This is a genomic window from uncultured Rossellomorea sp. (assembly GCF_947488365.1).
Classification (GTDB): domain Bacteria; phylum Bacillota; class Bacilli; order Bacillales; family Bacillaceae_B; genus Rossellomorea.
In genome coordinates this window covers 1,149,389-1,168,730 of the sequence record NZ_CANKZT010000001.1, presented here as the reverse complement: position 1 = coordinate 1,168,730, position 19,342 = coordinate 1,149,389, and the positions used below count along the sequence as shown (strand labels likewise).

Sequence of the window (19,342 nt, the reverse complement as noted above, 5' to 3'; positions counted from 1 at the left end):
TGCAATGCACGTGTTCAACTTTTTTTACCACTAATAGTTAATTCATTGAATCAATAAAAGGAGAACGAATTATGAACTCATCTATTCAAACAATTGAAAACGTTTCATCCGTTTATCTAGGCAATACCCGCAATGTCCATATCTACCTGCCCCCAAGTTATAAGGAGGGGAGTAAGCATTATCCAGTATTGTACATGCAAGACGGTCAGAATATCTTCCACACTGCATTTAATGGACAATCCTGGAGGATGCATGAGATAGCGGATGAGTTAATTAAACAAGGGGAAATGGAAGAAATCATTATTGTTGGAATAGAGAATCACCCGACTGAACGTTCCAATGAATACAACTTTTATTTTCATGGAGAGGGGGAAGTAGATGTGCCGTTCTCAACCACGCCTTTTTCTGCAAAGGGAAATCAGTATGAAACATTCCTGATTCATGAAATCAAACCTCTTATCGATCAGACGTACCGGACCAAGAAAACCGCTGAATGTACGGCATTGATGGGTTCATCCATGGGAGGAGCGGTCAGTTATCATATCGGCTTTCGTAACCCGGAAGTATTCAGTATGGTTGGCATCATGTCGCCTTATTTCTATTATCATCATAAGGAATTGAAACGAGAGATAAGCCTGGTGAATAAATTTTCAGAGAAAGTCCCATTAAAGAAAATCTGGATGGATATTGGGGCAGAAGAAGGTCCATTAATTGAAGTTGCTCAAGTGGAAGATATGGCAGCACACCTTCTACGATTGGGATACGAGCATGAAAAAGAATTCCTGTTTCAGATTGATCACTCTGGAAAACATACAGAAGATGACTGGGCGAAAAGGGTTCATGCCCCACTGCTCTATTTCTTTGGAACAGAAAAAGGAAAGGCTGTACTGATTGATGTATTAGAAAAGAAGGAGGAAGTAGGATGCTGAGAGAAGCTGTTTACCACCGTCCAAAAGGAAACTATGCCTATCCGTTGGATCACGACACTCTTCAATTCAGGATCCGAACGAAAAGAAACGATGTAGATTCCGTTTACTTGATATGGGATGATCCTTTCCGTGGTGAAGTTGTCGATCACGTGTGGAGCTGGATTCCTAAACAGATCGAAGAAATGAATAAGTGCGGCTCGACAGAATTATATGATTATTGGACAGTGAGTATCAGGCCCCGGGACAAAAGGGTGAAATATTCCTTCGAGCTTCGGGATTCAAAGGAAGTGCTTTATTTCACTGAGAAGGGCTTCTATCCATCACTGGACGAAGCCATTTCTTCGTTCTTCCTGTATCCTTATTTATTGGAAGAAGACGTATTTGCCGCCCCAGATTGGGTGAAAGATACAATATGGTATCAGATTTTTCCGGAGAGATTTGCCAATGGAGACAAAGGGAATGATATTCAGGGAACACTCCCTTGGGGAAGTGAGGAACCAAGTGAACACACTTTCTTCGGCGGGGATTTCCAGGGAGTCATCAATCATCTCGACTATTTGGATGAGCTGGGTATCACAGGCATCTATTTCACCCCCATCTTCAAAGCTCCTTCCAATCATAAATACGATACGGAGGATTACTTAACGATTGATCCCCAGTTCGGTGATAAAGAGACATTTAAGCGATTGGTGAATGAGTGTCATAAGCGAGGAATCAAGGTTATGCTGGACGCGGTGTTTAATCACTGCGGCTTCACTTTTCCTCCCTTTCAGGATGTTTTAGAAAACGGTGAGAATTCCCGGTTCAAGGACTGGTTCCATATTGACGATTTCCCGCTACAGACAACACCGGTCCCGACATATATGACGTTTGGATACACCCATACAATGCCAAAGTTAAATACGGCGAATGAAGAAGTGCGCAGTTACCTGCTGGAAGTCGGGAGATACTGGGTGAAAGAGTTTGACATTGACGGCTGGAGGCTGGATGTTGCGAATGAGGTTTCCCATGATTTTTGGAGGGGATTCAGGAAAGAGGTCAAAAAGGTCAAACCGGATCTTTATATCCTTGGGGAGATCTGGCACGATGCCTTACCGTGGCTTCAGGGAGATCAATTCGATGCCGTCATGAATTATCCATATACGTCTCCGGCATTAGACTTCTTTGCGAAAGGTTCCATCACAGCCATTCAATTTGCCAATCAGACAACGGATGCTTATTTGATGTATCCGAAACCTGTCATGGATGCTTCTTTCAATCTGCTTGGAAGTCATGATACCCCGCGAATTGCCACTTTATGTGGCAACGATTCGAGAAAGGTTAGGGCATTGTTTACCTTCTTGCTCACTTCTCCTGGTACTCCGTGTTTTTATTACGGTGATGAAATCGGTATGACTGGAGCGATGGATCCGGGGTGCAGAAAGTGTATGGAATGGGATACAGAAAAGCAGGACCGGGAGCTGCTTACCTTTATCACCGAGCTTATTGATTTAAGGAAAAAGCACCGGGCATTAAGCAGTGAAGCAAGTATAGAATTCATTCAAAGCCCTATTGAGGAGGACGTGATTGGCTACAAGCGAAGCTGTGGGGATGAGACTGTCTTATGTTTTCTCAGCCGTTCAGACAGTAGCAAGTCCCTCACAATGCCTGATGACCTGATTGGAAAAACAGTGGAGGATTTACTGACTGGAGAAAATCCATTAACAGTGGCGTCCAAGATGGAGGTGGAGGCTTTCAGTATTAAAATTTTGAGAATCGTAGATGACAGTAAAAGGAGAAATAACTGATGACTGAAAAAGAAAAAATGTTAAATGGAGAGTACTATAATGCAAGAGATCCCGAGTTGATGGAAATGGCCAGGAAAGCAAGGGTTCTGATGGATCAATTCAACTTCTCCCCTCCAGACCAGGCAGAAAGAAAACAGGAGATTCTGGCCGGGCTTCTTGAAGCAATGGGAGAAAATGTGTGGGTGGAAAAGCCGTTCTACTGTGATTATGGACAAAACATTTCAATTGGAAAAAACACGTTTATCAATTTTAACTGTACTATTTTGGATACAAATAAAGTGACGATAGGGGAGAACGTTCTAATTGCACCGAATGTCCAGATTTATTCGGCCACTCATCCTCTCCGGGCATCTGAAAGAATCAATCTCCATCATGGTCCGGATGAAGCCCCTTACCGCACATTGACTAAGCCAATCTCTATTGGAGATAACGTGTGGATAGGCGGTAATTCAGTCATTTTGCCAGGAGTCACAATAGGAAACAATGCAGTTATCGGAGCCGGAAGTGTTGTGACGAAATCAATACCTGAAAACAGTCTAGCAGTGGGAAATCCTTGCAGAGTCGTAAGGGATATTTAGAAAATGAATAAAGAAACACCATAGTAAATCGGAAAAAGGCTGGGACCAGAGTGTTTTGGTCTAAGGAAAACCCGAACAAATCTGTTTAAAAGTAGCCAGGTTTGTTCGGGTTTTATATTTATTTTCGGGACAAGTAATTCCAGCTGTTTAAGAGGTGGCTGGAGTGCAAGACGAAGACTCCCCCCAAATAGTGCTGTTTTAAATGCAACCACTCCTTTAGTCCCATTAAAAACCCCTATAGCAAATTGGAAAAACAAGTTATAAACTTTTTTCTATAGAATCTCTTGAACTAAATTCAATATACGTGACCTAAAGGAGTGCCAGCACAATGATTGAAGGCAAAATCATCAGCTTCTACCGTGAAAAGAGACAAATGACCCAGCGTGATCTTGGTATTGGGATTTGTTCAAGTACTCATGTCAGTAAGATTGAGAGAGGATTGACAGAGTATTCGATTGAAGTCCTGAACCTATTAGCAAACCGGTTACAGGTGGATCTAAAGAAAGAAATAGAGACTTATTATTCTATTAAATCAATGCTCCATGATTGGATGAATGCCATTATAATGAGGCAGAAAAAAAAGGCTGAGCGCATTAAGCTGCAGTTGGAGGAAATCGAGTTGTTGGAACTCTCTGACTTTCAACAATCCTTCAAGCTTATACATATACGGTACAGCATGCTCATCGGTCATTTTTCTGATGTCCCCTTGATGTTAAGGGAGATGGAGAAGGAAATGAATTTGTCTTCCCTTGATGCTAATTTACTGCTCCATAGTAAGGCGATCTACTTGATGCAATTCAAAAGGGATTATCAACTTGCCATGGTGCTTCTTAGACAAATTGATGAGTCCTCTTATCCTTACCATGAATATTATTATCACCTGGCCCTTAATCATCATTTTCTTAGGCAGCATATTTATGCCTATAAATACGCAAGCAGGAGTCTCGAATATTTTATGAAAACGAATAATTTCGTGCGGATCATCGATGCAAAAATGCTCATTCTGGTATTATTGGAGTATGATCATTTGAATGAGGATAAGGGAGAGGTATATCGATCCATGCTTGAAATGACAGAAACGTTAGGACTGCATGATCAACATTCCTTCATCCTCCATAACTATGCCTATCATCAGCTTGCACATCATCGTTATGGGGAGGCAATGGAATTATATAAACGGTCCATGAGATTGAAAGATCCTCAGAGCTCCGTCTATCTTGAGTCATTGGAAGGCTATGTCCATGCCGCATCCAAGTCAGGAAAGAAATCTGTGAGAATCCTGCTGGAACAGGTGGAGGCAGGATTGGGGTTGGCTGAAGAACTTCAGGATGAACGGCATGTGCACTTATTCAAGCTTCATAGATTCAGGATTTTAGATCAACCTGACGATTACTATGGCTATTTGGAAAACTATGCCTATCCCTATTTCTCAACCAATGGAATGCATCGTCTTAAAGAGTATTACCACATTCAGCTCTACCATCACTTTATGAAGACAGGTCAAATAGAAAAAGCCAATTCCTTTTCACGGTCGTACATAGAACCTGTAAAGCAGTATGATGTGTTTGCTTAAGAGTTCCTCCCCTCATAGTGATGGGAGGTTTTTTACTTCAGTGAGCCATTCATTTTGATAAAAAACCCAATTTAGAATCACGATGTTAATCAAATAGTCCCAAAATTTCTTCCTTCTTAAGTGATTGACGTAAGAATTTGAGCCGGTAAACGGGAAAAAAGTACAAGAAAAACCCCGATAGGCAATTGTCAGCGCACTGCCTACAATAAACGTAACGTATACATCCGGTGAGCGCATTGAATCTAGTAATCTATCATTACAGGAGGAAATGAGATGAAGAAAAGAAGAATTCCAAAATCGGTAGCGATAGCTCTATCAGCTGCGATGCTTGTCTCCCCGGCTTTCGGTGATGTAAGTGCGGAGATACCGGAAAATGTGTTAAATGGACAAGAAGAAGCATTGAGCGCACTTATGAAAGGTGAAGGGGACAACGTTGTATCTTCTGTACAGGGGACGCATCAGATTACACTTATTACCGGCGATGTCGTGACGGTAACGGAAATAGGGGAAGGGAAAAGTGTGATTGAAGTCAAACCCGCTAACGGGATCGAAGACAAGGCACGCATCATCACGGTAGATGATGAAACATTCGTCATCCCGGAAGAGGCTATGCCTTTTGTTGCAGCTGATAAGCTCGATCAGGACCTGTTCAACATCACGGAACTGGTGAAAAACGGGTATACCGACGGGAACGAAGCAACCGTTCCGATGATCGTTCAGTATAAAGAGTCCAAAGTTCGTGCCATTACAAGTACAAGCACACCTAAGGCACCTGAAGGCTCTAAACGGACGCGCGTTCTGGAAAGTATCCGGGGTGCTGCTGTATCGGCTGAGAAATCACAAGCCAAGAAATTCTGGGACGCGGTGACAGATGAAGTGGATCCAGAAGAAGCAACGGGAAATGCACATGCAGAAATTGAATTGGAACAAGGAATCGAGAAGATCTGGCTGGATGGAAAAGTGGAAGCAGCACTTGAGCAAAGCGTTCCACAGGTCGGCGCTCCGATTGCATGGGATCTTGGGCTTGATGGGACAGGGACCACCGTCGCCGTTCTTGATACGGGAATCGACCCCGAGCATCCGGACGTATCCGGAAAGATTAAGGAAAGTAAGAGCTTCGTTCCGGGAGAGGATATCCTTGATTATCATTCCCATGGTACACATGTCGCTTCAATTGTATTGGGAACAGGGGCAGCTTCCGATGGTAAAAAGAAAGGTGTCGCCCCGGGAGCTGATCTGATCGTGGGGAAAGTGTTGAGTAACAGTGGCTCCGGACTGAACTCCTGGATCATTGACGGAATGGAATGGGCAGCTGAAAACGCAGATGTTGTCAATATGAGTTTGGGAAGTAATGAACCAAGTGATGGAAAGGACCCAATGGCCCAAGCATTGAACGAAATCACAGAAGCAACCGGTACTTTATTCGTAGTTGCGGCAGGCAATACAGGAGGTGCGGCCACTATCGGATCTCCGGGGGCAGCCGATAAAGCGCTTACGATCGGGGCAGTATCCAAAACAGATCGACTTGCCAGTTTTTCTTCAAAAGGGCCACGTATTGGAGATCAGGGGTTAAAACCAGATTTATCCGCTCCAGGTGTAGGGATTATTGCGGCGCGATCCCATTATTCAAGTGGCCAAGGCTACTATTCAACGAAGAACGGAACTTCCATGGCAACCCCTCACGTAGCCGGAGCAGCGGCCATTCTTAAGCAGAAGCACCCTGACTGGACAGGGGAAGACATAAAAGAAGCGCTTATGAGCACAACCAAGAAATTGAATTATCTGCCTTATGAGATAGGGACGGGGCGTCTCGACATACCGGCTTCATTAGGAGGAGTCCGTGCGACAGGTTCTATCCACTTCGGATTCTTCGATTGGCCTCACGAAGAGGAAGAAAGCGTCGAACGGATCGTTACATATACGAATGATGGAGATGAACCGATCACATTAGATCTTACCACTGATTTCAGGGATAAAGAGGGCAACGCTGCACCTGATGGGTTGATCCAGCTATCTCAGGGTCAGGTGACTGTCCCGGCTAACGGGACAGCTTCAATTAGTGTGACAGCTGACGTGGACCTGGCTGCAGCAGGGGCTACCCTACAAGGTCATATCAATGCAGAATCCGAGGGTTCATCTGTTGTCCATACCTCCATGAGTTTAGTGAAAGAAAGGGAACTTTATTCGATGAAGATCCGGGCGATCGATCGGGATGGTTCACCGAATCTGGCTTATGTCACGGTATATTCGCCGACCCTGGGAATCAACTTTGTCAGAGTAGATGGTGAAAAAGAACTTCGTCTTCCGCCGGATACCTATTCCGTCACATCGATGATGGATGTAGATGTAGAAACGGATCACTCAGGTGTTGCATTTGTAGGAAATCCGGAATTAGAGTTGGAACAAGACTCGATTGTTGAACTGGATGCCCGGGAAGCGAATGAGGTAATCGTTAAAACACCTAAAAAAGCTGAAGAAATCTATAAGAGAATGGACTACATCCGTCAGTTTGAAAAAGGGATTGTCGGAGAACAATGGACACTCCCTGTGACGGACGATAAAATATATGCCGTTCCAATCGAAGGGGTGAAGGAAGGCACATTTGAGTATTCCACACGTTGGCGTTTATTCAAACCAACTCTGGATATGAACTTCCGTGGCCGTATACTGGAAGATCTGCCTCAAGCAGGGGTAATCCATCTGGAAGGCAAACACAATCTGAAAGTGGTATATGCAGGAAAAGGGGCAGCTTCTGATTACGAAGGAGTCGACGCTGGTGGGAAAGCCGTGGTTATTGAGCGAAGTGATGACGTCACTCCTTTCGAAAGGGCTAAAGCAGCGATTGCAGCGGGGGCGAAACTACTCATCGTGGTGAATGATACGCCTAAAGAGTTGATAGAGATGTATTTAGATACGAAGGAATCCAAAGAGCACATCCCGCTTGCCGTTACATCCGTCACAAGTGTGGATGGAGAAGAGTTGATCGAAGCAGCGAAAAAAGGGAACCTGGTCCTTCCGTTAGAAGGTTCACCGATATCTCCCTATTCATACGATTTGATTTCAGTCTACACCGATTCCATACCGGATGAAACGTTGGTATATGCACCTACACCTGATGAAATGGCCAAAGTGGAGACTCATTATCATGCAGACCGGGAAGTATGGGGCGAGGAGCACCGTTTTGATTTCAGTCCGGTGCGTAAGGTTGACCGCGTACTCGGAAGGGCTGCCGTGAAACTCCCTCACGACAGGGAAGAATGGGTTTCTACAACTGAAGGAAGCACGTGGTATCAAAAGACAGGCATGTACAATGGTGATTCCTATTGGGAGGTGAGGGACAAGCAGATGGACTACGATGCAGGCGACCGCTTAGAACATAACTGGTTTGGCTCGGTAGTCCGTCCGGCATTTGGACCGGGCATCTTCTATCCTTATCGTCAGGGGAATATCTTCTACTTGAATATTCCCGGCTGGGGAGATTCAGGACCGGGGCATTCAGGCTTCATGGAATCGGATACGATGAAGGATACCAAACTGACGCTCTATCAGGAAGATAAGTTGGTTAAGGAACAATACGGGCAGGCATTGCTCTCTTGGATGCATAACCATCCGACTGAACGAACGAAGTACCGTCTCATTTCTGAGAATGTACGTGATCCGGAACTGTGGAGCACGTCAATAAAAGCCCAAACCGAGTGGACGTTCTGGTCAGAGTACCAAGGACCCGGCAAATCGACTGTACCACTTATAGAGCTTGGATATGACATAAAGACAGACATCGCCAATCGTGTCGAAGCGAACAGATCAATAGAAATGGTCTTATCGGCAGAGCATATTGAAGATGCAGTGGGGATAGGCAATATCGAGGGGGCAACTCTGGAAGTTTCTTTTAATGAGGGACAAACATGGAAAGACGTGGACCTCTCTGTAGAAGGTGCCCAATGGAAAGCTAAAATCAAGCACCCGAATGATCCGGATGGCTCTGTTTCTCTGCGTGCAAGCGCGTGGGATGATGCCGGTAACTCGGTTAAACAAGAGATCATCAAGGCTTATGAATTGAAATAGCATATGAAACGTGCAGATAGGTTGATGTCTGCACGTTATTTTTATGTTTAAGAGCTCAGATCAAGATGCAATTGGAATAGGGTATGATATGGAATGGTTCTCTCAAAGGCTGCTGACGTCTCCTCGCTATTAAACTCACCCATTTATTCATCATCTCCTAATCTTCAAACTTCCAAAACCCCCTGGAATTTTATTACTTATAGGAAAAAGGGCCTGATTCCCTGTGTGGATTTCATACGATATTCGATTCTAAAGCTTGATGTTTCGGGACAGATCCACCTCAAAAACCCCGATAGTCAATCATCTGAATATTACCTAAAATAATAATAGTGCCAAACAAAATAGAATTCTACTAATCTCGTAAGGAGGAAAGAATATGAATACGAAAAGTAAGTTGCCAAAGCCGATCGGACTCGCTTTATCGGCGCTTTTACTTGTATCTCCCGGAATAGGAGCGGGGGCACAGTCTCCGATAAACGTTATGAATGATAGAGAAGACGCGTTAAACTCCCTTATCAAGTCGGAGGAGCATAGTGTTGTTTCCAATTCCATACAAGGAACCCATAAGATCACACTGATTACAGGTGATGTGGTTACGGTAACGGAAATCGGAGAAGGGAAAAGCATAATCGAGGTGGAACCGGCAGATGGGGTGGAGGACCGCACCCGTATCATTACGGTGGATGATGAAACGTTCGTTATTCCGGAAGACGCCATGCCATTTCTAGCAGCGGACAAGCTCGATCAGGATCTATTCAACATCACGGAATTGATTGATAACGGGTATGCAGATGGAGAAAACGCGACCGTTCCGATGATTGTTCAATACAAAGAGTCCATGGCCCGTGCTGTTTCAAGCACACCAAAAGCCCCGGAAGGTTCAAAGGTTACCCATGTCCTGGAAAGTATCCGTGGTGCAGCTGTTTCGGCTGAAAAGTCACAGGCAAAGAAATTCTGGGACTCGGTGACAGATGAAGTAGACGAGCAAGAAATGAAAGAAAGTACAGTAGAGATTGAATTGGAACAAGGGATCGAGAAAATCTGGCTCGATGGAAAAGTGGAAGCGACACTTGATCAGAGTGTTTCCCAAATCGGGGCTCCCAAAGCCTGGGATTCAGGCTTGGATGGGAGCGGGACGACCGTCGCAGTACTTGATTCAGGAATCGATCCAGATCACCCGGACTTTGAAGGAAAGTTAAAGGAGAGTAAAAGCTTCGTTCAGGGTGAAGATATTCTGGATTACAACTCCCATGGAACCCATGTGGCTTCAACCGTTTTGGGGACAGGTGCCGCTTCTGACGGAAAGATGAAAGGCGTGGCTCCGGGAGCAGATTTGATTGTCGGGAAAGTCTTGGCGAATAATGGAACCGGTCTCAACTCCTGGATCATTGATGGGATGGAATGGGCATCAGAAAGAGCCGATGTTGTCAACATGAGCCTTGGCAGCCGTGAACCGAGCGATGGAAGCGACCCGATGTCACAAGCGTTGAATGAATTAAGTGAAGAAAAGGGTACGTTGTTTGTTGTAGCAGCAGGTAACCGCGGCGGTGAAAGCACCATCGGTTCGCCGGGGGCAGCCGAGCACGCACTGACAGTGGGAGCTGTTACCAAAACAGATCAACTGGCGGGATTTTCCTCAAGAGGCCCTCGAATCGGTGACAAAGGTCTAAAGCCTGATGTATCAGCACCAGGGGTCGGGATTGTTGCGGCTCGCTCACAATACATGAGTAATGGAGAAGGTTTTTACACTTCCAAGAACGGTACATCGATGGCAACCCCTCACGTAGCGGGAGCCGCGGCAATCCTTAAACAACAGAATCCTGATTGGAAAGGAACTCAGTTGAAGGAAGCTCTGATGAGTACCACGGAAAAATTGAATTACAAGCCTTACGAAGTAGGAACCGGTCAACTTGATATTCCGGCAGCATTGGGTGATGTAACCTCAACAGGTTCCATTCATTTCGGATTTCTCGACTGGCCACATGATGAAACCGAAAGCATTGAGCGGGTAGTGACGTACACAAATGATGGAGATGGGCCGGTTTCATTGGACCTGTCAACAACGTTCACTGATACAGAAGGAAATGCAGCCGCTGATGGGATGGTGACATTATCCGAAGATCAAGTGACAGTACCCGCTAACGGTGAAGCATCCGTCACAGTGTCAATGGATGTAGAAAAGGCTCCGCCGGGATCAACTTTCCAAGGTCATCTCACGGCAAGTTCACAGGGTGAAAAGGTTGTACATACAAGTATGAGTCTTGTGAAAGAAGAAGAACGTTATAACCTGACGATCCGGGCAATCGATCGGGACGGCTCACCGAATGAAGCGTACGTTCAAATTTATTCACCTCAAAAGGGATTGAAGTTGGTAAGAATCAATGGTGAAGAAGATTTAAGACTTTCTCCAGACACCTATTCCATCACCTCCCTCATGGATGTCGATGCTGATACGGACCACTCAGGTGTGGCTTTTGTCGGGGATCCAGAATTTGAATTAAAGGAAGACGCGGTGATTGAACTTGATGGCAGAAAAGCGAATGAACTTGTCGCCAAAGCACCGAAAGAAACAGAAGAAGTATACAGAAGAATGGATTACATACGTGAATTTGAAAACGGTAGGATCGGCCAGCAGTTCACCCTTCCTTCAACCGATGACAACGTTTACGCAGTACCTGTTGAGAAAGTGGAAGACGGCATAATGGAATTCACTACGCGCTGGCGCCTGGTGAAACCTGTGATCGAGATGAATTTCCGTGGCCAAGTTCTCGATGATCTTCCTCAAATAGGCGTGACACATTTAGAAGGAAATCACAGCCTTCAAGTGGTATATGCTGGTAAGGGGGCTGCATCGGATTACGAAGGTATTGATGCCAAAGGAAAAGCCGTCGTCATTGAGCGTAGTGATGAAGTGGAGTCCTATGATCGAGGGAAGGCAGCCATGGCAGCGGGAGCAAAGCTTCTCATCGTAGTCAACGATGCACCTCAAGAGTTGGTTGAGCCATACAGGAATGTAAATGAGAGTTATGATCCAATTCCCCTTGCCGTTACATCTGTAACGAGTGTGGATGGGAAAGAACTGATTGAAGCTTCACGTACTGGAAATCTGGTCCTGCCTGTTAAAGGGGCTCCAAACTCTCCTTATTCATATGACTTGATTTCAGTCTACACTGATTCTATCCCTGATGGACCACTGGTTTATGCCCCGAAACCGGAGGAACTGGCTAAAGTGGACACTTCCTATCATTCAGATCGGGAGGCTGCAGGAGAAGAATGGCGCTTTGATTTCCGTCCAAACCGTACGGTAGACCGCAAATTCAGGTGGGAACCAATTGAGTTTCCTCATCAAAGGGAAGAATGGATCTCTACGACTGAAGGAAGTTCATGGTATCAAAAAGCTGCCATGACAGGTTCTGATGAAGACTTTTGGGAAATGAGGGATGGGCTAACGGCATATGAAGCAGGTGACCGTTTAGATAAAACCTGGTTTGGTGCAGTGATAAGCCCATCTTTCGGAGAGGGATATTTCTCCCCTTTCCGTGAAAGGAACCGATTCTACTTTAACGTACCAGGTTGGGGCGATTCCGAGGCAGGGCATGCTGGCTCGAACCCCTATACACTTGATGATCAGAATTTAAAATTTTATCAGGGAGATACCCTTATCAAGGAAGCAATAGGACAAGGGCTCTCCACAAGTCATAATAATCCGAGCGAACGTACCCAATATCGACTCGTTTCAGATAACACTCGTAACCCTGAACGTTATGACACATCTGTAAGAACCCATACGGAGTGGACATTCTGGTCAGAGTATCAGGGGTTAGAGGAAACAACAGTACCGCTCATGGAACTTAACTTCAACGTAAAAACAGACATGGCAAATCAAGTAGAAGCCAACAGTACGACACAAATGACCCTATCAGCCGATCATATTGAAGACGCTGTCGGTGCCGGAAACGTGGAGGGAGCTACACTGGAAATCTCCTTTGATGAAGGCCAAACGTGGAAAGCGGTTGATTTGTCAGCTGAAGGTTCACAGTGGAAAGCCAATATCAAACATCCGAATAACCCGGGCGGATCCGTCTCCCTACGAGCAAGTGCATGGGACGATGCGGGCAATACGATCAAGCAGGAAGTCATTAAGGCGTACAGATTAAAGTAGTTGTTAGCTCATTTTATGGTGTTAATCAAATAGACAAAGAAAGGCGGGTAAGGTTGATCCTATGCTCGCCTTTTTGTCATGGAATGGCCAACATATTTAAAGGAAAACAGTAGACAATCAGAGAAAATAATACATGACGGATTCTCTGTGAGAAGGTATTATCTTAATGTAGCAGACATGATTGCCAGAGGGTGTAGCTATATACCCTCTGACTCAACGATTAAAAAGGGGGGCCTTGACGATGAATCTATTATATGAAGTGATTCCGGAAGAAAAGGCAGAATACTGTCGGGACCTGTGCAATGAACTGATGGACTTTCAACAATTAAAGGCTACTATTACTCCAGAACGGTTTGACAGCATGAATTTTGATACCAGGATGCTGCCATCGATCCAAAGTGCGTTACACAATTACATAGTGGTGGTGAAGGATCCTCATAAACATGACGAAATTGTCGCCTATGTGTATTCCAACATATCACCTAAAGAATCGTATTCAAATGACTTTGCCACGTTTTTCGATCTTTCATCGGTTAAGAAAGAGAATGTAGGTTGTTTATCCCAATTTTATATTAAAGAGGGGTATCGGCAATTCGGTGTGGGATCCAGGCTTTTTACCATGTCTATGGATTGGTTGAAAACATTCGAGGATGTGGAAGATTATTTTGTGTTTACATCGAATGGGAATCAAGAGGCGTTGGAATTCTATCAGCGGAAAGGGTTCTCGGTTTCTCATGATATCCTGGATGGCTTTATCACGGTTTTACGAAGTCATAGGCGAAGATAGGGACAATTTTGACTATCCAGTATGTAAAATATATAGTTGAAATCAGATAAGGTTAATCCTGAACGGCATCATTTTAAAGTAGGAGGGAACAAGATGGATGTATTTGCACCATATTTAGCAGGTATCGATAACCCCGATCATCGCAATCGAATGGAGGAAATCCTGAAGTGGATCATAGAGAAATTCCCGCAAATGGAACCAGTGATGAAATGGAATACCCCTATGTTTACTGATCACGGGACATTTATCATAGGTATCTCCACTGCGAAGCAACATGTAAGCGTTGCACCCGAGGAAGTAACCATGACGCGTTTTGCCGATGGAATTGAACGAGCCGGCTATAGTGCCACCAAGGGCTTGTTTCGAATTAAATGGAAAGACCCTGTGGATTATAAATTGCTTGAGGATATGATTACATATAATATTCAGGATAAAGCAGAATACACGGGATTTTGGCGGAAATAGACAACACTTAGAGTTCATATAAGAAGGAGTGTTCCATGATGATAAAGCCGAATCGTAAGGTGGATGGATTTATAAAAAAAACCAAGACCTGGAAGGAAGAATTTGAGAGGTTGAGAAGCATCCTTCTTGGCTTTGAGGAGCTGGACGAAGAAATCAAGTGGATGCATCCTTGTTACACGCTAGAGGGTAAAAACATCGTGTTAATGCATGGATTTAAAGACTATTGTGCGCTTCTGTTTCACAAAGGGGCCTTATTAAAGGACCCTGACGGGATTCTCATCCAACAAACGGAGAATGTGCAGGCAGCGCGCCAGATCCGGTTCACGAATGTTCAAGAAATCATAGAAATGAAGCCAATCTTGAAAGCGTATATCCAGGAAGCCATTGAAGTGGAAAAGGCCGGTTTGCAAGTGGAATTAAAAAAGACAGAAGAATACACCATCCCGGAAGAACTTCAAACCAAGTTCGATGAAGTTCCTGCCTTGAAGACGGCTTTTGAAGAATTGACCCCGGGAAGGCAACGAGCCTACATTCTTTATTTCTCTAAAGCCAAACAATCCAAAACCCGCGAATCAAGGATTGAAAAATATATGGAGCAAATTCTTGATGGTAAGGGATTGAATGATTAATAGGGACCTGTCCCCTCGTCCCACATGAATAATTAGGACGAAAGCAAAATAGGTATATAGAAAGACTGATGGTACAAGTTCCATCTTGTACTGAGCTCTGGATTGGGGCTGATTCTATGTATCGAAACAGAAATAGAGATAGGCTTGTGAACATCGTCATTTTATCGCTCGTTTGCATCCTTATGTTTCATATCATTCGGATTATCCTTCACGTTAAGGTTTACTTCGTGTATAGCATGGGGATGGGCTATCTTTTATTTATTGGACTAATCATCTTCCTGATTATGTTCCTATATTTGAAAAGGTGACTGTCCTCTAGGAAAACGCAATTAATAAGATTGCGTTTTTTTATTTGGCATTTAAAGGGTTTTCACAGGAGTTTAGTAGAATATGAAAAGTGAGAATACAATTTCCGTGAATGGAGGGATTTCACATGAGGAAACTGCTCCTGTTCGGCGCAAGTGGATTAGTGGGGAAGGCGTTGGTGGAAGAGTGCAAAGATTCCTTTGATGTATTTGGGACCTATGCAACCAGGCCGGTAGATCTCCCAGAAGAAAAACAATTTCAATTAGAATCAGCGATATGGATAAGATGAAAGAAATCGTTCAGTCCATCAAACCCGATAGCATCATTTCATGTCTAAGAGGTGATTTCGATCAACAGCTTGAATTTCATAGGGAGCTGGCATTGGAAATCGAAAACACAGAAAGAGTACTCTATTATTTTTCAACGGCAAATGTGTTTGATGGGGATTCCACGAAGCATCATTCAGAAGAAGACACTCCTAACGCTGAATCACCTTATGGACAGTTCAAAATTGAGTGTGAAAATATGTTGCAGGAAGTTTTAAAGGAACGTGCGGTTATGATACGAATTCCGCAAATATGGGGGAAAAAGTCTCCGAGGTTGGATCAAGTCAGAAGTGGAATTGAGAATAACTCGATCGATGTATACAGCAATCTGGAGTGCAATCATCTAACGGATGAAGTCCTTGCAAAACAGTTGAAATACATCATCCTCCATAAACTTTCAGGAGTTTTTCACCTTGGTGCAGTCGATATGATGTCTCAAGATCGCTTTATTAAAGAATTAGTCAGCACTCTTACAGACAAAGAAATAAAATTTCATTATCGTTTGCTTCAAGATATACCAGATACATATCATTTTGGATTGAAGAGCATTCGAAACGATCTTCCAAGAAGTTTGTTGAAGACGAATAGGGAAATGATAGACGATATAGTTAGTCCAGATGGTTCACGATGAATTATCAGAATGGATAAGAATTTTGTGACCTGAGAATAAAATATAATCATAAATTAAATGGAGCAATGGAACATGAAAGTAGAACGATTACTGGCGATTATCATCAAGTTATTAAATACCAATAGAATAACGGCAAAAAAGCTTGCCGAAGAGTTCGAGGTCTCTGTACGGACGATTCAAAGGGATATCGAATCAATTAACCTCGCGGGTATTCCGATTATTTCATATAAAGGTTCTAACGGCGGCTATGGAATTCTTGAGGAATACAAAATCAGTACAGGATTATTTAATGATATAGAATATGAATTGCTGCTCACTGCATTAAATGGTGTCTATAAAACCTATGATGATAGACAATTAAAACAAATTATTGAAAAGCTGACATCCATAAAGTCAAATGGGAACGTTCATCAAACTTCACCCGTTTGGTTAGATTTCGGTGGCTGGGGACCGACTGAAAAAAGGAAAGAAAAAATAAATATGATCAAACAATCGATTGAATCCAATAAAGTCATTGCTTTTCAATATATTGATATTAATGGAAGCTATACAGAAAGAGAAATTGAACCTGTTACGTTGATTCTAAAGATCAATAAATGGTATGTGTATGCTTTTTGTAAACTAAGAAATGAATATCGGTTGTTTAAATTAGGAAGAATGCAAAACATGAAACGTACATCTAAACCTATTGAGCAAAGAGAACGAAGCGAACATGAAAGCTTTTACCGGCACAATCGTGAAATGGTTACAATCACACTAAAGTTCACTCAACATGCTTTAAATGAGTTGGAGGATTATTTCGATTTAGATTCTGTAGAATTCGGTGATGACGGGTGGGTTTATCTGACTGAATCATTCCCGGAAGATGAATGGGTCTATCGTATGATCTTAAGTCTCGGCTCCGAAATAGAAGTTCTTGAGCCAGTACATATTAGGGAGATTATGAAAGAAAGAGCAAAGAAAATATATGATAAATATTAAGAAATACGACATAATGGTGTCGGCTTATGTGTGATACGGTATCAATATGAATCAATTCTAATAAATACGAGGGATCAACATGTCAGTAGTGAATCAATTAGCTTCCCAGCTTAATAGAAATGACGAAGAGCCAAATATTGAGCTGGCACACACGTTAGCTAATGAAGAAAATCATGCAGGTATAGAAGAGGTTATTGAAGGTCTGTCTAGCAAAGATAAAAAGGTTCAACATGACTGTATCAAAGTAATGTATGAAATCGGACAGGTTAAACCAGAACTGATAAGTAAGTATGCCCTGACCTTTATAGAGTTGCTGAAAAGCCGTAATAATCGTTTAGTATGGGGTGCGATGACAGCATTATCAACAATTACTGAGGAATCTTCAGAAACGATCATGGCTCACCTTCACACAATAAAGAGTGCCATGAAAATGGGTTCGGTCATTACCATTGATAAAGGTGTTCTAACTCTTGCGAAGCTCGCGGCGGTTAGTAAGGAAAATAATGATGCGATTTTTCCATTCTTACTCCAGCACCTTGAGAATTGTAGAACAAAAGAAGTGCCTCAGCACTCTGAAAGCACAATGGTAGCTGTTACAGGTGAAAATAGAGAGGGATTTCTGAATGTGTTACGAAAAAGAGAACCCTATTTAACGGCCCCTCAACTAAAAAGAGTAAAAAAAATCTATAAAACCTTGGAAGCGTAATGAGGTTAAATAGTGAGGTGATAAAATGAAAGAATATAAGAAATGTCAGAGTTGTGCCATGCCCTTAAAGAAAATGGAAGACCGCGGTACTGAGAAGAATTCAGAAAGAAGTTCGATGTACTGTAAGCATTGTTATCAAGAAGGGGAATTCACCCAAAAAGACATCACAGTAGAAGAAATGAAGCAATTTGTAAAGAAAAAGTGTATTGAAATGGGTTTACCGAAGTTTATGGCAGGGATGTATGTAAAAAACCTTCATAAATTGTACAGGTGGCAATAGTCATTATACACTCATGTAAAGAGGATGTTAGAGGGTGCAGCGTCTCTGATGAGTTTAAATATAACCGGCTGTCTTTTTAGTTGGAGTAACTAAACGAGGTGAAAGAGATGGTTAGAAGAATATAGATTGCCTCCTCAATTTGATTTGTATTAAATTTTGGAGGCTAACTAATTAAGCAGGAGTTGGAAATAGTATGAAGCAAAATAAGTATGATGATGTGAATTTTTTTTCTGAATATAAAAATATGGAACGTTCCGTTAAAGGTCTTGAAAGTGCGGGAGAATGGCACGTATTAAAAGAGCTTTTACCCGAACTCCGAAATAAGAGTGTACTTGATTTGGGATGCGGTTTTGGCTGGCATTGTCGCTATGCTCGGGAACAGCAAGCAAAATCTGTTATCGGAGTGGATATATCTGAAAACATGCTTCAGCAAGCCCGCGAAATGACCAATGATCCTTTCATTTCTTACATTAAGATGCCAATCGAAGACATTGATTTTTCTGATTCCCAATTTGATGTTGTGATCAGTTCATTGGCTTTTCACTATATTGAGTCCTTTGCAGCAATCTGTAAAAAGATCTATGATAGTTTACAGCCGGGAGGTTCTTTTATATTTTCAGTTGAACATCCAATGTTCACTTCCCGAAAGGAACAAGATTGGTATTGTGATGACCAAGGGAATCGTTTACATTGGCCGGTTGACCGTTACCAATTAGAAGGCATACGTGAAACAACGTTCCTGACCGAAAATGTTGTAAAATATCACCGGACATTTTCTACTTATGTCAATGACTTACTAAATGCAGGCTTTAATATAAGGAAAATGAAAGAACCAGTTCCCTCTAACGAAATGTTAGAAACTGTGCCTGAAATGAAAGATGAACTCCGCAGACCTATGTTCTTGATCATCTCAGCAGAAAAGTAATGCGTATCATCACTCTTACAAAATGTAGGGGCAATTTTCGCCTTCCCCTAAAGGATCTTCTAGCGGAAGGGTATGCAAGCTTTCTTCCCTTTAAGCAAAGAAGACTCGTCAATTGACGAGTCTTCTTTGCTTATATTTGCTGTCAAACTCTATAAGTATATCATTATAGCTTTGGAGATCGGTTTAAGCACCTCAAAAAGGACCCCCATACC

15 protein-coding genes are annotated in these 19,342 nt (G+C 43.0%); all 15 read left to right on the top strand.

Features of this window, described 5'->3' with window-relative positions:
- The first annotated feature begins 71 nt into the window (after positions 1-71).
- Positions 72-929, top strand: coding sequence for an esterase family protein (locus Q1B03_RS06110; RefSeq protein WP_299739248.1), 858 nt, complete (start codon positions 72-74; stop codon positions 927-929).
- Positions 923-2,716, top strand: coding sequence for a glycoside hydrolase family 13 protein (locus Q1B03_RS06105; protein ID WP_299739246.1), 1,794 nt, complete (start codon positions 923-925; stop codon positions 2,714-2,716). Before Q1B03_RS06110 ends, Q1B03_RS06105 begins: the two co-directional genes overlap by 7 nt.
- Positions 2,713-3,294 (top strand): sugar O-acetyltransferase, encoded by a 582-nt coding sequence (locus Q1B03_RS06100; RefSeq protein WP_299739673.1) that lies wholly within the window; start codon positions 2,713-2,715, stop codon positions 3,292-3,294. The genes Q1B03_RS06105 and Q1B03_RS06100 overlap by 4 nt, the downstream gene beginning before the upstream one ends.
- Before the next feature lie 328 nt (positions 3,295-3,622).
- Complete coding sequence (locus tag Q1B03_RS06095; RefSeq protein ID WP_299739244.1) at positions 3,623-4,867, top strand: helix-turn-helix domain-containing protein; 1,245 nt, start codon at positions 3,623-3,625, stop codon at positions 4,865-4,867.
- 273 nt (positions 4,868-5,140) lie between these two features.
- Positions 5,141-8,932: a S8 family serine peptidase gene (locus Q1B03_RS06090; protein ID WP_299739242.1), complete on the top strand. Its 3,792-nt coding sequence runs from the start codon at positions 5,141-5,143 to the stop codon at positions 8,930-8,932.
- Between the two features lie 376 nt (positions 8,933-9,308).
- Positions 9,309-13,094, top strand: coding sequence for a S8 family serine peptidase (locus Q1B03_RS06085; RefSeq protein ID WP_299739240.1), 3,786 nt, complete (start codon positions 9,309-9,311; stop codon positions 13,092-13,094).
- Positions 13,095-13,335: 241 nt separating this feature from the next.
- Positions 13,336-13,881 (top strand): GNAT family N-acetyltransferase, encoded by a 546-nt coding sequence (locus tag Q1B03_RS06080; RefSeq protein WP_299739238.1) that lies wholly within the window; start codon positions 13,336-13,338, stop codon positions 13,879-13,881.
- A 93-nt stretch (positions 13,882-13,974) separates the two neighbouring features.
- Positions 13,975-14,346, top strand: a complete 372-nt coding sequence (locus Q1B03_RS06075; protein WP_299739236.1) for an iron chaperone — start codon at positions 13,975-13,977, stop codon at positions 14,344-14,346.
- A gap of 38 nt (positions 14,347-14,384) precedes the next feature.
- Complete coding sequence (locus Q1B03_RS06070) at positions 14,385-14,975, top strand: YdeI family protein (RefSeq protein WP_299739671.1); 591 nt, start codon at positions 14,385-14,387, stop codon at positions 14,973-14,975.
- Between the two features lie 433 nt (positions 14,976-15,408).
- Positions 15,409-15,570: a hypothetical protein gene (locus Q1B03_RS06065; protein ID WP_299739234.1), complete on the top strand. Its 162-nt coding sequence runs from the start codon at positions 15,409-15,411 to the stop codon at positions 15,568-15,570.
- Positions 15,558-16,238, top strand: coding sequence for a sugar nucleotide-binding protein (locus Q1B03_RS06060; RefSeq protein WP_299739232.1), 681 nt, complete (start codon positions 15,558-15,560; stop codon positions 16,236-16,238). Before Q1B03_RS06065 ends, Q1B03_RS06060 begins: the two co-directional genes overlap by 13 nt.
- Positions 16,239-16,310: 72 nt before the next feature.
- Positions 16,311-17,219, top strand: a complete 909-nt coding sequence (locus Q1B03_RS06055; protein WP_299739230.1) for a YafY family protein — start codon at positions 16,311-16,313, stop codon at positions 17,217-17,219.
- Between the two features lie 79 nt (positions 17,220-17,298).
- Positions 17,299-17,925, top strand: a complete 627-nt coding sequence (locus tag Q1B03_RS06050; RefSeq protein ID WP_299739228.1) for a hypothetical protein — start codon at positions 17,299-17,301, stop codon at positions 17,923-17,925.
- Between the two features lie 25 nt (positions 17,926-17,950).
- Complete coding sequence (locus Q1B03_RS06045; RefSeq protein WP_299739226.1) at positions 17,951-18,205, top strand: zinc ribbon domain-containing protein; 255 nt, start codon at positions 17,951-17,953, stop codon at positions 18,203-18,205.
- A 193-nt stretch (positions 18,206-18,398) separates the two neighbouring features.
- On the top strand, positions 18,399-19,130 hold the full coding sequence (locus tag Q1B03_RS06040; RefSeq protein ID WP_299739224.1) for a class I SAM-dependent methyltransferase: 732 nt from the start codon (positions 18,399-18,401) through the stop codon (positions 19,128-19,130).
- The last annotated feature ends 212 nt before the right edge of the window (positions 19,131-19,342 follow it).

Bases quoted from the DNA above. Each gene is read 5' to 3' on its own strand.
- Q1B03_RS06110 (WP_299739248.1), top strand. From the start codon at position 72: ATGAACTCATCTATTCAAACAATTGAAAACGTTTCATCCGTTTATCTA.
- Q1B03_RS06065 (WP_299739234.1), top strand. From the start codon at position 15,409: ATGAGGAAACTGCTCCTGTTCGGCGCAAGTGGATTAGTGGGGAAGGCG.
- Q1B03_RS06085 (WP_299739240.1), top strand. From the start codon at position 9,309: ATGAATACGAAAAGTAAGTTGCCAAAGCCGATCGGACTCGCTTTATCG.
- Q1B03_RS06050 (WP_299739228.1), top strand. From the start codon at position 17,299: ATGTCAGTAGTGAATCAATTAGCTTCCCAGCTTAATAGAAATGACGAA.
- Q1B03_RS06045 (WP_299739226.1), top strand. From the start codon at position 17,951: ATGAAAGAATATAAGAAATGTCAGAGTTGTGCCATGCCCTTAAAGAAA.
- Q1B03_RS06095 (WP_299739244.1), top strand. From the start codon at position 3,623: ATGATTGAAGGCAAAATCATCAGCTTCTACCGTGAAAAGAGACAAATG.
- Q1B03_RS06060 (WP_299739232.1), top strand. From the start codon at position 15,558: ATGGATAAGATGAAAGAAATCGTTCAGTCCATCAAACCCGATAGCATC.
- Q1B03_RS06105 (WP_299739246.1), top strand. From the start codon at position 923: ATGCTGAGAGAAGCTGTTTACCACCGTCCAAAAGGAAACTATGCCTAT.
- Q1B03_RS06070 (WP_299739671.1), top strand. From the start codon at position 14,385: ATGATAAAGCCGAATCGTAAGGTGGATGGATTTATAAAAAAAACCAAG.
- Q1B03_RS06090 (WP_299739242.1), top strand. From the start codon at position 5,141: ATGAAGAAAAGAAGAATTCCAAAATCGGTAGCGATAGCTCTATCAGCT.
- Q1B03_RS06080 (WP_299739238.1), top strand. From the start codon at position 13,336: ATGAATCTATTATATGAAGTGATTCCGGAAGAAAAGGCAGAATACTGT.
- Q1B03_RS06075 (WP_299739236.1), top strand. From the start codon at position 13,975: ATGGATGTATTTGCACCATATTTAGCAGGTATCGATAACCCCGATCAT.
- Q1B03_RS06040 (WP_299739224.1), top strand. From the start codon at position 18,399: ATGAAGCAAAATAAGTATGATGATGTGAATTTTTTTTCTGAATATAAA.
- Q1B03_RS06055 (WP_299739230.1), top strand. From the start codon at position 16,311: ATGAAAGTAGAACGATTACTGGCGATTATCATCAAGTTATTAAATACC.